The organism is Rhizobium sp. WYJ-E13 (assembly GCF_018987265.1).
GTDB lineage: Bacteria > Pseudomonadota > Alphaproteobacteria > Rhizobiales > Rhizobiaceae > Rhizobium.
In genome coordinates this window covers 2,726,982-2,740,856 of the sequence record NZ_CP076853.1, presented here as the reverse complement: position 1 = coordinate 2,740,856, position 13,875 = coordinate 2,726,982, and the positions used below count along the sequence as shown (strand labels likewise).

At 58.6% G+C, this 13,875-nt stretch carries 12 protein-coding genes; 6 read left to right on the top strand and 6 right to left on the bottom strand.

The features are described 5' to 3' along the window. Positions 1 to 31: 31 nt before the first annotated feature. Positions 32 to 1,702 carry a hypothetical protein gene (locus KQ933_RS13835; RefSeq protein ID WP_216755414.1) on the top strand — a complete coding sequence of 557 codons (1,671 nt, stop codon included), beginning with the start codon at positions 32 to 34 and terminating at the stop codon, positions 1,700 to 1,702. A 66-nt stretch (positions 1,703 to 1,768) separates the two neighbouring features. On the opposite strand, the gene KQ933_RS13830 is transcribed toward KQ933_RS13835, so the two are convergent. Next, on the bottom strand, positions 1,769 to 2,296 hold the full coding sequence (locus tag KQ933_RS13830; protein ID WP_216755413.1) for a TIGR00645 family protein: 528 nt from the start codon (positions 2,294 to 2,296) through the stop codon (positions 1,769 to 1,771). A gap of 156 nt (positions 2,297 to 2,452) precedes the next feature. On the opposite strand from KQ933_RS13830, the gene KQ933_RS13825 reads away from it, so the two are divergent. Continuing rightward, on the top strand, positions 2,453 to 4,132 hold the full coding sequence (locus KQ933_RS13825; RefSeq protein WP_216755412.1) for a formate--tetrahydrofolate ligase: 1,680 nt from the start codon (positions 2,453 to 2,455) through the stop codon (positions 4,130 to 4,132). Positions 4,133 to 4,217: 85 nt separating this feature from the next. Here KQ933_RS13825 and KQ933_RS13820 read toward each other — a convergent pair whose 3' ends face one another. Then, positions 4,218 to 4,865 (bottom strand): extensin family protein, encoded by a 648-nt coding sequence (locus tag KQ933_RS13820; protein WP_253958240.1) that lies wholly within the window; start codon positions 4,863 to 4,865, stop codon positions 4,218 to 4,220. Positions 4,866 to 5,417: 552 nt separating this feature from the next. Here KQ933_RS13820 and KQ933_RS13815 point away from each other — a divergent pair. Together KQ933_RS13815 and KQ933_RS13810 are read left to right on the top strand one after the other, a co-directional pair. After that, the gene (locus KQ933_RS13815; protein WP_216755410.1) at positions 5,418 to 7,646 is read left to right on the top strand and encodes a TonB-dependent hemoglobin/transferrin/lactoferrin family receptor; all 2,229 of its coding nucleotides are present in this window, start codon (positions 5,418 to 5,420) and stop codon (positions 7,644 to 7,646) included. Positions 7,647 to 7,915: 269 nt separating this feature from the next. Next, positions 7,916 to 10,105 (top strand): anthranilate synthase, encoded by a 2,190-nt coding sequence (locus KQ933_RS13810; protein ID WP_216755409.1) that lies wholly within the window; start codon positions 7,916 to 7,918, stop codon positions 10,103 to 10,105. A 73-nt stretch (positions 10,106 to 10,178) separates the two neighbouring features. On the opposite strand, the gene KQ933_RS13805 is transcribed toward KQ933_RS13810, so the two are convergent. The 4 genes from KQ933_RS13805 to KQ933_RS13790 all read right to left on the bottom strand — a co-directional run bounded on the left by KQ933_RS13805 (position 10,179) and on the right by KQ933_RS13790 (position 12,242). Continuing rightward, the gene (locus tag KQ933_RS13805; protein ID WP_007824505.1) at positions 10,179 to 10,343 is read right to left on the bottom strand and encodes a DUF1328 domain-containing protein; all 165 of its coding nucleotides are present in this window, start codon (positions 10,341 to 10,343) and stop codon (positions 10,179 to 10,181) included. Between the two features lie 100 nt (positions 10,344 to 10,443). Continuing rightward, the gene (locus KQ933_RS13800; protein ID WP_216755408.1) at positions 10,444 to 10,965 is read right to left on the bottom strand and encodes a hypothetical protein; all 522 of its coding nucleotides are present in this window, start codon (positions 10,963 to 10,965) and stop codon (positions 10,444 to 10,446) included. A 105-nt stretch (positions 10,966 to 11,070) separates the two neighbouring features. Then, positions 11,071 to 11,751: a GNAT family N-acetyltransferase gene (locus tag KQ933_RS13795; protein ID WP_216755407.1), complete on the bottom strand. Its 681-nt coding sequence runs from the start codon at positions 11,749 to 11,751 to the stop codon at positions 11,071 to 11,073. Then, the gene (locus KQ933_RS13790; protein ID WP_216755406.1) at positions 11,748 to 12,242 is read right to left on the bottom strand and encodes a MarR family winged helix-turn-helix transcriptional regulator; all 495 of its coding nucleotides are present in this window, start codon (positions 12,240 to 12,242) and stop codon (positions 11,748 to 11,750) included. Before KQ933_RS13790 ends, KQ933_RS13795 begins: the two co-directional genes overlap by 4 nt. A 252-nt stretch (positions 12,243 to 12,494) precedes the next feature. On the opposite strand from KQ933_RS13790, the gene emfA reads away from it, so the two are divergent. Together emfA and queF are read left to right on the top strand one after the other, a co-directional pair. Next, complete coding sequence (gene emfA / locus KQ933_RS13785) at positions 12,495 to 13,409, top strand: CDF family cation efflux transporter EmfA (RefSeq protein WP_216755405.1); 915 nt, start codon at positions 12,495 to 12,497, stop codon at positions 13,407 to 13,409. Next, the gene (gene queF, locus KQ933_RS13780; RefSeq protein ID WP_216755404.1) at positions 13,409 to 13,873 is read left to right on the top strand and encodes a preQ(1) synthase; all 465 of its coding nucleotides are present in this window, start codon (positions 13,409 to 13,411) and stop codon (positions 13,871 to 13,873) included. The genes emfA and queF overlap by 1 nt, the downstream gene beginning before the upstream one ends. Positions 13,874 to 13,875 lie beyond the last annotated feature (2 nt).

Below are 13,875 nucleotides of genomic sequence, written 5' to 3'. Positions count from 1 at the left end.
TATAATCAGATGCAACTGAGGCGATCTAAACGTGCGCTTTGCAATTTCTTTTTTTAACAAGTACTTTCCCGTCCAGTTATTGTTTGTTTTGTTTCTTTTCAACTTGCCGATAGGAGATGCTATCTCCCAGGCTGCCGAACAAAAACAGTCAGAACATCCGGCCATGAGCTTCATCGTCGTGCGCCGTGCTGTTTGCAATCAACCCTGCCCGGAATGGATTTCGGCCGAGGGGCGCATTACTTCCGATACACCTGCCCAAATGAGGAAAATTCTCAAGAAGATCGGGAATCGGAAATTGCCGGTCGTGTTCCGTTCGGAAGGTGGGGATGTGAACGCTGCCTATGCTATGGGACGAATGATTCGTAAGGCTGGGCTGGAAACCGCGGTCGGTGGTACACGGCTGGAGGGCTGCCCGCCAGAGGATCTACGTTGCGCTGCTGCCATCGCCCGGAATGGCGCTTCAGCAGGATCTACATATTCGTATGGAGCATATTGCGTCTCTGCGTGCCCGCTGGCTTTGGCAGGTGGTGCGACGCGGGCTTCGTCGCAATGGGCATATATCGGCGTTCATCAGATCACGACCATCTACAACAAGATGCGGGTGTCCTATCGCATTGAATATAAGATGGTGAACGGGAAGAGGCAGGAAGTCTCCCGTAAGGAGGTTGGTCGCAAGGTTACCGGGCAGAGCAGTTCCACCAAGCTAGGCAAAAAAGCTACGGCGACTCTCAAGGCATATCTGAAAGAGATGGGGGTCAGCGGTGACATCGTTGACCTGATGATGAGGGCCACGCCCGACAGCATGATGATGGTAGCGCCCACCGAAGCACTTCGGACAGGTCTGATCACGGATATGCTGGCTTACAACGAATGGCCCGGCATGCCGCTCTGCGCACAGGACGCAGTGGCCGATGCCGTATGCTATCGCCATCCGACGCCCAAGGCGGCTGTCGCTGAAGCACCCGTGAAGCGCGCGACCGTATACCCGAGCTACCCTGCACCTAAAACCCATCCTATGGACTTTCTCCTGATGTACAACGGCAATTGCCAGGAAGAGTGCACGCAGTGGATTTCGGCGGATGGTGACATCATGCCGGATACACCGGCTCAGCTGGAAGCGATGTTGAAGACGCTCGGCGATAGAAAGCTGCCGGTCGTCTTTCAGTCCTATGGCGGCGACGAGGATGCCGCTTTCGCGATGGGGCGTATGATCCGCGCAGCGGGACTCGATACGTCAATCGGTAGAACGCGCTTGCCGAATTGTCCGATGCAGGATCCGCGCTGCACCGCGAGCATGGCCAAAAGCGGGCCGACCGAGGGAGAGGTCTTCGCCGGCGGCGCGTACTGTTTTTCGAGCTGCACCCTTGCATTCATGGGCGGAACGTCGCGGCTCGTGGGAAGGACTTCCGCTCTTGGCCTGAGCCAGCCGGCGAGCAAGCTTACGGAGACGGAGCGCGGAAAATTCATTGCCTATTTTAGCGAGATGGGCGTCAGTCCCGAGACATTCGACACGATGATGATAACGCCGTCTTTCGGGAGAGGCGATATATATCCGCCTCAGGCGCTCAAGCTCGACATTATCGATGGTGTAATTCCCTACGATGAAGAGCCTGGCCTTCACTTCTGCGGACCGAATGCGAAGGAAAGCGTCCGGTGCCCCAGAAAGTCCGAGGCGGTGATCGTCCCGGCATCGGTAAATTGAAGTCGAGAGCCGAAAACAGAGGCCGTAACAACACGGCGCTTCCGCTGAGCACCGGCACTTGCCGCTTTACCCTTTATCCTTCAAGTCATTCTTCGATGTGACACTCATCAGCTTCTCGAGAAAGCCGAGCATGAGTGCCGAGACGACGAAGGCGAGGTGCATGAAAGTGAGCCACATGATCTTACCATCCTCATATTGATTGACGTTGAGGAAGACCTGCAGCAGGTGGATAGAGGAGATGGCGACGATCGAGGAGGCGACCTTGATCTTCAGGCTGCCGGAATCGAGCTTGCCGAGGAAGGAGACTTCGCCTTCCTTTTCGGCTTCGTCGAAGCGGCTGACAAAGTTCTCGTATCCCGAGATCATCACCATGACGATCAGGCTTGCGACCAGAGCTGCATCGATGAGCCCAAGCATCGCGAGGATCATCTCCGCCTCGCCAAGCTCAAAGACGCTGCCCGCGACCTTGAGGAATTTGAAGGCGAAGGAGACAGCATAGACGGCGAGCGCCAGTACGAGGCCGATATAGAAGACCACCAGCAGCCAGCGGCTGGAAAGAATGATGCGCTCGACGAGAAGCTCGAGTGATTTCATTGTCTACCTCGTAAAACCCAGAATCGTTGGTCCCTAATAAACAATGGAATAGGCGGATCGCAAAGCGCTGCGCTATTCACAGGTTGAGCATATTTCGCTATCCGATTGAAATAAACGCCGAGTCCGTCGCGCGCTGAGAGAACGGGAACCTGATCCATGGCTGCCATTAAATCCGATATCGAAATCGCGCGTGCGGCAACGAAGAAACCGATCTTCGAGATCGGTGCCAAGCTCGGCATCCCGCAAGAGCAGCTCGTTCCCTATGGTCACGACAAGGCCAAGGTCAGCGCCGAGTTCATTGCCGCACAAGAAGGCAAGAAGGACGGCAAACTGATCCTCGTTACCGCTATCAATCCAACGCCGGCGGGCGAGGGCAAGACGACGACCACGGTCGGTCTCGGCGACGGGCTGAACCGTATCGGCAAGAAGGCGATCGTCTGTATACGCGAGGCTTCGCTTGGCCCCTGCTTCGGCGTGAAGGGTGGGGCGGCCGGCGGCGGTTATGCGCAGGTCGTGCCGATGGAAGATATCAACCTGCATTTCACGGGCGATTTCCACGCGATCACCTCGGCGCATAATCTGCTCGCGGCGATGATCGACAATCACATCTACTGGGGCAACGAAGAGAATATCGACCTGCGCCGCGTCACATGGCGACGGGTGATGGACATGAACGACCGGGCGCTGCGCAGCATGGTGTCCTCGCTCGGCGGTGTCTCCAACGGTTTCCCGCGACAGAATGGCTTCGATATCACCGTCGCGTCCGAAGTCATGGCGATCCTGTGTTTGGCGAGCGATCTCAAGGATCTGGAGCGCCGGCTCGGCGCCATCATCATCGGCTACCGCTTCGACAAGACGCCGGTCTACGCCCGCGATCTCAGGGCGGACGGGGCGATGGCCGTGCTCCTGAAGGATGCCATGCAGCCGAATCTCGTGCAGACGCTGGAAAACAATCCGGCCTTCGTGCATGGCGGGCCTTTTGCCAATATCGCTCATGGCTGTAATTCGGTGATCGCGACGAAGACCGCGCTGAAACTCGGCGACTATGTCGTGACGGAAGCGGGTTTCGGGGCCGATCTCGGGGCCGAGAAATTCTTTGATATCAAGTGCCGCAAGGCGGGGTTGAAGCCGAGCGCTGCCGTGATCGTCGCGACGGTCCGCGCGCTGAAGATGAATGGCGGCGTGAAGAAGGATGATCTCGGCACCGAGAATGTGGCGGCGCTGGTGCGCGGTTGCGCCAATCTTGGCCGCCATATCGCCAATGTGCGACGGTTCGGTGTGCCTGTAGTGGTTGCGATCAACCATTTCATTTCGGATACGGACACGGAAATCGCTGCCGTGAAGGAATTTGTCGCGCGCCACGGCGCGGAAGCTATCCTTTGCCGTCACTGGGCGGAGGGTTCGGCCGGCGTCGAAGAGCTCGCGTACAAGGTGGTGGAGCTTGCCGAATCCGGACAGGCGAGGTTCGAGCCACTCTATGGCGACGACCTGCCCCTATTCGAAAAGATCGAGATCGTCGCTTCGAAGATCTATCATGCCGGCGAAGTGACCGCCGACAAGGCTGTGCGCGATCAGCTCGCGGCCTGGGAAGAGCAGGGCTACGGCAAGCTGCCGGTCTGCATGGCGAAGACGCAATATTCGTTCTCTACCGATCCGAACCTGCGCGGCGCGCCGGAGGGGCATATCGTGCCGGTGCGCGAAGTGCGCTTGTCGGCAGGTGCGGGCTTCGTCGTCGTCATCACCGGGGAGATCATGACAATGCCCGGCCTGCCGAAATCGCCGTCGGCGGAACGGATTTTCCTCAATGACCAGGGGTATATTGAAGGGCTGTTTTGATCGGCAGCCATTTCACAATCCGATTCAAGGCTTTCGTAATCGGCTTGCGCTTTTTCGGCCAAGCCTTTTACTTCCTTGTTGAATTTCAGTGGCAGTAGCGATAGCCGCCCTTTCTCTTGATCACGTCGAGATGGAGGTGGGTCTCGTGGGCAACGTCGCTCTCGGGATCGAGTACTGTCGTGAAATAGAGGCAGCCTGCCGCGCTCACCGTGCGCTGGAATGCGCCTGTCAGGGTCGAATCCTCGCGACGTGAGCGGATGGCGACATCCTCGCCCTTCCCGAAGCTGAAGCTCGCTATATCGATGGCATTGCCGCGGGCATGTTCAGAAATCTTCCCGGCCTCAGCGCCGTTGCGCAGGCGGCAGATATAGGCGGAGGCCTGATTGATGGTGGTGATTTCGCCGCTCTCCGGCAGGGCGACGGAGGCTGCGGGAATGACGCTTCCCTTCATCCATCGTGCGAGCGCCAGTGCCGTCGGGCAGCGTAACGTTGCTTCGGGTTTCAATGTGATGCCGGGCAGGGCCTGAGAGACAATGATCGGTTTGTCGATGCCGCATCCGTTGCCATCGTCGATGCGAGGTGTTTCCCGGAAGACAACGCCGAGGCTCTGCAATTCTCTTGTGCATTCGGCATGGTCCGCATCGTTCTCGGGCTCGATGGTCAGGTGCTGTTCCTCCAGTGTCTGCTCACCGGGTTCTATTGGCTTCCGATCTTCCGGCGGAGCAGGGGGCAACTCATCCTTTCCGTTTGGGGATGCGGGAGGGGGGGCTCCGGGTTTAGGCTGCGGCATCGGAACCTCGGAAGCCGCCGGCATTGTCTCGGGCATCTGCTCGGGCTGATCCTCCGCCTGAGGCTTGGGAGCCTCCTCGGTTTCCGGTTTCTTTTCTGGCTGAGGGGCAGCAGGCGCTTCAGTCGCGGCTTCAGGTCTTGCCTGTGGTACCGGGCCGGTTCGTGGCAGTCTTGCGCCGGGGAGCAGGGCGAGTGCGGCAAGAAGGACCGCCATCTTCCGAAATTCTCTCACACGTCGTTTCCCGTCGTTGATCGAGCGGAGAGGAAACGCAAGAGCGGCGATTTCGTTGCAATTGCGCAACGTCTGGGAAGATCGTTAAAACTTGATCATATAATTCAACATAAATTACCCGTATATATTGACAATAAAACTCATGTTTTTTATGCGGCAAAAAGAAGGCGGAAATCTCCGCAGTCGTCCGCAAGCCTAGCCAGCCCCTCGAGCGTCTGACACGCCACGACAGCCAGCCCGGTAATTTCCACTTGAGGGTAGGTTATGATCGTCCGGCATTGGCGCTCGGTTCTAATGGTCTGCACAGCAGCCGCACTTGTTTTTCCCGTTTCACAGGCTCTCGCTCAGAGTGCGCCGTCAGCGACGCCGGCCACGAATGCCGACGGCGCAACCGTTCTCCAGAAGATCGTCGTCAAGGGGAATCGTGCGGCCCCCGGCAGTGTTGCCGACACGCCGCTTGCCACCCAGATAGACAAGAAGGAACTGGAACAGAAGCAGGTCACGAATTACGACGATATCGGGCGCAGTGTCGATGCAACCGTGAACTATTCGCGTGCCGACGCCGGCTTCAATCTGCGGGGCCTTTCCGGCTCGCGCATTCTGACGACCATCGACGGAATCCCGATCCCCTATGTTTCCAATAGCTCGCGTCAGGGCGCCTTTGCGACCAGCAACGCCAATGGCGGCGGCGACACGTTTGATTTCGATTCGCTCTCCTCTCTCGATATCGTGCGCGGTGCGGATTCGAGCAAAGGCGGTTCGGGCATGCTCGGCGGCGCTTTCGTCCTCAATACGCTCGAGCCTGAAGACCTGATCCCCGAGGATCGCGACTGGGGCGCGATCGTCAAGTCGACCTACGATAGTGAAGACCGCAGCATTTCTGGATCCGCTGCCGCTGCCAAGAAAGTCGGTAACACGTCGATCCTCTTCCAAGGGGCCTATCGAAAGGGCCATGAGCGCGACAACAAGGGCGATAACGACAGCTATGGCCGTTTGCGCACTGAAGCCGATCCGGCCGATTTCGACCAGCACAACCTGCTTTTCAAGCTGCGCCAGGATCTCGAAGGCGGTCATCGTATCGGTCTGACAGCCGAACGTTTCCGCCGCGATCTGAAGACCGATCTTCGCGAGCAGCAGGGCACAGGTCGCACATATATGATCGACAATTTCGATGGCCGTGACTTGCGCGACCGCGATCGGGTCTCGCTCGATTATGATTATGAGGCACAATCTTCAGACGCGTTCTTCAGCAGTGCACGCGCCACCCTCTATTGGCTGGATTTGAAGAAAGAAGCCGGCAGCGGCGGTCGCACGGCAGCCAATGTCGCCTATGGCCGTAACAACGAGATTGAAAACGAAACCTGGGGCTTCAGCGGTACGGCAACCAAAGACTTCGAATATTCCGGTCTCAACCACTCCGTTCGCGTCGGCCTTGACGTCGGTGTGTCGAAGTGGACGCAGTTTAGCTGGGCGCTTTGCCCGACTCCGACGACGTGCCCGTCGCTGAACAACCAGGCAGAAGTGCCCGATGTCGACAGCCAAAATCTCGCGCTGACGTTCGAAGACAAGATCGAGATCGGTAATACCGGCTTTGCGCTGACTCCGGGCTTCCGCTTCGACTGGTTCAATTACAATCCGTCGACCGGTGGCGGTTTTGCCACCAACACTGGCGTTACCCGTTTCGGTGATCTGCGCGATCGCACCGAAGCCGGCATGTCACCCAAGCTGCTTGCGACCTACGACCTGACACCTGACGTTCAGCTCTATGCGCAGTTGGCCGTTGGCTTCCGCGCTCCGACCGTCGATGAGCTCTATAGCCGCTTCTACAATCCGACAGGTCGCTATGCCCAGCTGGGTAATCCGGATCTCGATCCGGAAATTGGCCGTGGAGTTGAGATCGGTGCGAATTTCGATACCGGCGGTTTCCAGGGTCGCGTTGCAGCTTTCCACACCCGTTATCAGAACTTCATCGAAACGGTTACGACGGTCGATGCCACCGGCTTCACGACCTTCAACTACACGAACGTATCTTCGGCTTCCATTTCCGGGCTCGAAGCGAACCTGATCAAGACGTTCGACAATGGTATCAACCTTCACACGTCGCTTGCTTATACATACGGCCGCAATGACGATACGCAGGAGCGGCTGCGCTCTGTGGCACCGTTCAAGGCCATCATTGGCGGTGGCTGGAGCAATGATGAGTACGGCTTCGACTTGTCTTCGACTCTCTCGTCGCAGATGACCGGCAACGACAACGCGACGACCTCGTTCGACGCGCCGGGTTACGGCATCGTCGACCTGACGGCATGGTGGACGCCTGAACAGGTCAAGGGACTGCGCATCCAGGGCGGCGTCTACAACATCTTCGATCAGGAATATTACAACGCTCTCGCCGTTCGCGACGTCAACCTGAGTTCAAGTTCTTCGCAGCCGAAGGAGTGGTATTCGGAACCGGGTCGTACCTTCAAGATCTCGGTCACCAAGACGTTCTAAGCAAGAATCAGCCCTATCAGGCTGGGGTAGGGGCGGCTTTCGGGCCGCCCTTTTTTTGGTGCGTGAATGGCCTCTTGCGCTTGGCTCCATCTCAGGCTAACAATTTCGCCCATGAAGAAGTCCTTGAACATTGCAGTTTGGTGGTGGGCTCGCTGAGGCGGCCTCGACCAATCGTGTCCAAAGACGACGAACGAGCCGCCCGAAACTTCGAGGCGGCTTTTTTGTTTCAGAGGCCGCCTTTCGTCCGGGTCCGATAATGGAGTGGAACTATGGTAACGATCCTGCGGGATGATGGTGCGGAAATCTATGAGACCAAGGGCGGCATCACCGTCACCCGGCAAAGGCGGGCAATTCCCTATGCCGACGCGGTCTCGTCCTATGTCGACAAGCTCGACGAGCGGCGCGGCGCCGTCTTCTCGTCGAATTACGAATATCCAGGCCGTTATACGCGTTGGGATACGGCTGTCGTCGATCCGCCGCTCGGCGTTTCCTCCTTCGGCCGCAATGTCTGGATCGAAGCCTATAACGAGCGCGGCGAGGTCATCCTCGAATTTATCATCGAACGGCTGAAGACCGTCAGCGAACTCGAACTCGGCGCATCGACCGCGCGCAGGCTCGACCTGACGGTCAAGATGCCGGACCGAGTCTTTACCGAAGAAGAGCGCTCGAAGATGCCGACGGTGTTTACGGTGCTTCGTGCCATCACCGATCTCTTCCATTCGCAGGCCGATGCCAGCCTCGGCTTTTATGGCGCCTTCGGTTACGATCTCGCCTTCCAGTTCGATGCGATCAACCTCAAGCTGGAGCGGCCTTCCGACCAGCGCGACATGGTTCTCTACCTGCCGGACGAAATCCTCGTCGTCGACAACTATGCTGCCAAGGCCTGGATCGACCGCTACGATTTCGCCAAGGACGGCAAGACGACCGAGGGCAAGGCCGAGGATATTGCGGCAGAGCCTTTCGTGCGCACCGATGTCATCCCGCCGAAGAGCGATCACCGGCCGGGCGAATATGCCGAACTCGTCGTCAAGGCGAAGGAGAGCTTCCGCAAGGGCGATCTCTTCGAAGTCGTGCCGGGCCAGAAGTTCATGGAGCGCTGCGAAAGTAAGCCATCCGATATTTCCAAGCGGCTGAAGGCGATCAATCCGTCGCCCTATTCCTTCTTCATCAATCTCGGCAATCAGGAATATCTGGTCGGCGCTTCGCCGGAAATGTTCGTGCGTGTTTCCGGCCGCCGCATCGAGACCTGCCCGATCTCGGGCACGATCAAGCGTGGCGACGATCCGATCGCTGACAGCGAGCAGATCCTGAAGCTCTTGAACTCGAAGAAGGATGAGTCCGAGCTGACCATGTGCTCGGATGTCGACCGCAACGACAAAAGCCGCGTCTGCGAGCCGGGTTCCGTCAAGGTGATCGGCCGCCGGCAGATCGAGATGTATTCGCGCCTCATTCATACGGTCGACCACATTGAAGGTCGTCTACGCGACGATATGGACGCGTTCGACGGTTTCCTCAGCCACGCCTGGGCTGTCACCGTCACTGGTGCGCCGAAGCTCTGGGCGATGCGTTTCATCGAATCCCATGAGAAGAGTCCGCGCGCATGGTATGGTGGGGCGATCGGGATGGTCGGCTTCAATGGCGACATGAATACCGGCCTGACGCTGCGCACCGTGCGCATCAAGGATGGAATTGCCGAAGTGCGTGCCGGTGCGACGCTGCTGAACGATTCCATTCCCGACGAAGAAGAAGCCGAAACCGAATTGAAGGCCTCTGCCATGCTTTCCGCAATCCGCGATGCCAAGACGGGCAATTCCGGCAAGACCCAGCGCGATGTTGCCTCTGTCGGTAAGGGCGTCAACATCCTGCTGATCGACCATGAAGACAGCTTCGTACATACGCTGGCGAATTACTTCCGCCAGACGGGCGCCACGGTTTCGACCGTGCGTACACCGGTGCCGGAGGAGATCTTCGACCGGTTGAATCCGGATCTCGTCGTGCTGTCGCCCGGTCCCGGCAATCCCAAGGATTTCGACTGCAAGGCGACGATCAAGAAGGCGCGGGCACGCAACCTGCCGATCTTCGGCGTCTGCCTCGGCCTGCAGGCACTGGCCGAAGCCTATGGCGGCGAGCTTCGCCATTTGGCGCTGCCGATGCACGGCAAGCCGTCGCGCATCCGCGTGCTTGAGCCAGGTATCGTCTTCTCCGGCCTTGGCAAGGAAGTTACGGTTGGTCGTTATCACTCGATCTTCGCCGATCCTTCGACGCTGCCGCGGGAGTTCATCATCACCGCTGAGAGTGAAGACGGTACTATTATGGGCATCGAGCACGCGAAGGAGCCGATCGCTGCCGTGCAGTTCCACCCGGAATCGATCATGACGCTCGGCGGCGACGCTGGCATGCGAATGATCGAGAACGTGGTGGCGCATCTTGCGCGCCGGGCCAAGACCAAAGCAGCCTGAGGCCAATCTTTAAGAGCTACAGTCAATAAAACCCGCCGGCAACGGCGGGTTTTATGTGCGTTGGGTTGTCCGTCTATACGCGCCGCATGAGCCGGGCGACGATGGACACGACGAACAGCACCAGGAAGATGAAGAACAGAACCTGGGCTATCGAAGCGGACGCACCGGCGATGCCGCCAAATCCAAGGACGCCTGCAATCAGGGCTACGACGAGAAATACCAGAGCATAATACAGCATCGCGATCTCCTTTGTCTGCTGCTGGCAAGGATAACGGAAGCGTGAGCGGTTCGTTCCATTGTCGCTGCGACAATTGAATTGCGTACTGATTTAAGTTTGCTCAGCCGAACTGCAGATCCGTCTTGAAGGACGGGTCGCCATCGCGTGGCAGGGGTGGTTCTGCTGCCGCCAGATAGGATCTGGCCGGTCCTGTCAGCACGAACCAGAGACTGGCGCCGATCATGAAATAGGCCGCGGCCGGATCGCCGGAGCGGGTGATGAAGGGAAGGCAGGCAGCAGTGAATAGTATGGCGAGCCGGACGGCCCATTCTGCCTCACGCTTCATGAAAGCCCTGGTTCTGAGCCTCTTGTAAGCAGCGACGTCGTAGCTGCCCGCAGTGCGGCCGGTAAACAGCGCACTGGCCGACGGGAGCGCGAGCATGATGAGGCCGCCGTAGCACAATAGGAGCGCTGGACCAGCAAGGAAATGGCTGGCCGCGAAGATCAGCAGGCCTGTCACGGCGATGTTCCAGAGCGGCTCCAGCCGTTCCGGCGACAGGCCGGTCCGGAGGTGCCAGGCCCGCAAGGAACTGGCCGCACCGTCAAGCAACGGTTGGTCGATATAGCGATTGATCCAATGCATGTCTCACGCGGTCCCCAATTGACTGCAAGGCCGTCCACACCATGCAATTGGGTCGCTATCATGGCGCGCATGGTAAAAGCGTGAGCCTGCGGTGTTTTAGCCGGCCTATGCGCGGCGCTTGACGACGTGCAGGTTCATTTCCGATCGCAGCGTGAAGCCGAGCGCCTTGTAGAGCGTGATGGCTGACGTGTTGGTGTAATAGGCATGCAGGAAGACGGTGTCGCCCCTGGCGGAAATTTCTCCGGCGACATAGCGGAAGAGTAGGGTGCCGAGGCCGCGCCCCTGAAAATCGGGATGGGTGCAAAGGCCGCTGAGCTCGCCAAATCCGGGGAGACGCAGGCGCTGGCCGGCCATGGCGACGAGACGGCCGTCGATCTTCACACCCCAGAAGGTTCCGAGGCTTTGGGCACGAAGGGTGAAAGGACCTGGCTTGGTCAGCGTTGCCAAAGCGAGCATTTCTTCCGCATCATCAATGGTCAGTGGCTTCAGCCGGCTGTCGGAAATACGCTCGTAAGGCCGCTCGGCGATCATCTGCACGAGCTTTCCTTCTGAGACGAGCGTCAGACCGTCCGGAATAGTGACAGGTCCGGCTTCGACGATCGCCATGACCTCGTCTGCCGCCGGCAGGTTCTCGAGCGCTTCAAGACTTTCGTGCGTCTCGTCGGCTGCGGCCGCGAAGGGAACGATGGAGGGCGGATAGCGCATCGCGTGTTTACCGCCCTCGGCAAGATCGGCATGCGTCGTCTGAAGCGCGTTCCAGATCGGTCGATCCAGGATATGGCTCATGGGGTTTTCTCCTGCGCGACGCTGGTGCGGCGGATGAGCGATGCTTCGGAAAGCCCATCCTCGATTGCTGCAAGCTGCTCAAGCAGCGGGCCGTCGAGATCCCTGCAAAGATCGGCAACGGCGGCTGCGATGCGCGGCCAGACCTGTTGTCTGGAATAGTCGACGAGTTCCTGTCCTTTCGGTGTCAGTGAAACGACCCTTCGCCGCTGGTCTTCGGCGGACTGTTGCATATCGAGGAAGCCGAGTTCCATGAGTTGGTAAGCGGTGCGCGTCGCGCCGGGCTGGGTGATACCCACGGCCTGCGCCAATTCCCCTACCGTCAGAGGTCCGAGCCTGTCGATGGCGCCGAGAAAGGGGTATTGCGCGGCCTGGATGGAGACGCCCAGTTCTTCGATCACCTGCTGCGTATCGGCCTGCAGGCGCTCGCCGATCCGACGGAAGCGGCTGCCAAGGCATAGGTAGCCCAGCGATTTCACGATATCTTCAACCAAACCGGTTCCTCTTCAAATTTAATAACAAGTTATATAAGTGCTTATGTAGGCGGCGTCAATCATGCGACGCAGCGTAGAGAACGCCATTCACTCGGGAAGAACTTACCCCTGTTTTAATCTGCAAGGCCTTTGACTTTTTGGACCGGATTGCCCATATCACCCGCATTGGCCGCCTGCGCGATTCCCGCGTGGGCGGTTTTGCGTTTCAATGGCTTAGATGCTGCAATTCATTCGCATCCGCAGGGGGATGATATGAACGACGAGGGCAATCTCACGGTTCGGAACCTGGCGTTCTGGGGCATCCCCGTGTCGCTCGGTGTGATGGGACTCAAGATGGTCGCCTGGTGGGTGACGGGCTCCGTGGCGCTGCTCTCGGACGGGCTGGAATCCTTCGTCAATGTGGTGGCGGCTTTCATCGCCTTCTTCGTCATCCGCTATGCGCAGAAACCGGCCGACCACGACCATCCCTTTGGTCATCACAAGGCGGAATATCTCTCTGCCGTCACCGAAGGGGTGATGATCGTCGTCGCGGCGCTGCTGATCGTCGAGGCAGCTGTCGGCCAGCTTGCCGATCCGCGCATGCTCGAAGCTCCGGTTCTGGGTCTTGCGATCAACTTCGCCGCCGGGGTTATCAATGCCATTTGGGCGCAGCTTTTGATCCGTACCGGGCGAAAGCACCGTTCTGCGGCTTTGACGGCGGATGGGCAGCACATCATGTCGGATGTGGTCACTTCCGTTGGCGTTCTCGTTGGCCTGCTTCTGGCGCTTGCGACGGGCTATGCGATCTTCGACCCCGTTCTTGCCATTCTGGTTGCGCTCAACATCCTGTATCAGGGCTGGAAGGTGATTTCTCAGTCGATCGGCGGGCTGATGGACCAGGCGGTCGAGCCACAGGAGGAGGAGGCGATCAAGCAGGTGATCGCCACCCATGCGGCAGGCTCGATCGGGGTGCATGATCTGAAGACGCGGCGCGCCGGTTCGGTGACCTTCGTCGATTTCCATCTGGTTGTGCCTGCCAAGATGACGGTTCGCGAAGCCCATGATATTTGCGACCGCCTTGAAGATGCCATTCGCGCAGCGCATGCGGGCGCGACAATTGCCATTCACGTGGAGCCGGAGGGCGAAAAAGCTCACGGTATCCGCGTCAAAGTGATCAAGGAGGCGTAATGCCGAAGACAGACGTTTCCAGCCTTTCGATGCTGGGCCAGCAGACGGAAACCGCAAAGAACCCCGAAGAAGCGGTCCTCGAAAAGGTGCCTGCCAACCATGCCGGCACCGATTATGTCGTGCGCTTCACTGCACCGGAATTCACGTCGCTCTGCCCCATGACCGGTCAGCCGGATTTCGCCCATATCGTCATCGACTACATTCCGAACGAATGGCTCGTGGAATCGAAATCGCTGAAGCTCTTCCTGCATTCCTTCCGCAATCACGGCGCTTTCCACGAGGATTGCTCGATTTACATCGCCAAGCGCATCGTTGAGTTGCTCGACCCGAAGTGGCTGCGCATCGGCGCCTACTGGTATCCGCGCGGCGGCATTCCGATCGACGTTTTCTGGCAGACCGGCAAGCCGCCGGAAGGTGTATGGCTGCCGGATCAAGGCGTTGCGACCTATCGCGGACGTGGGTGAGC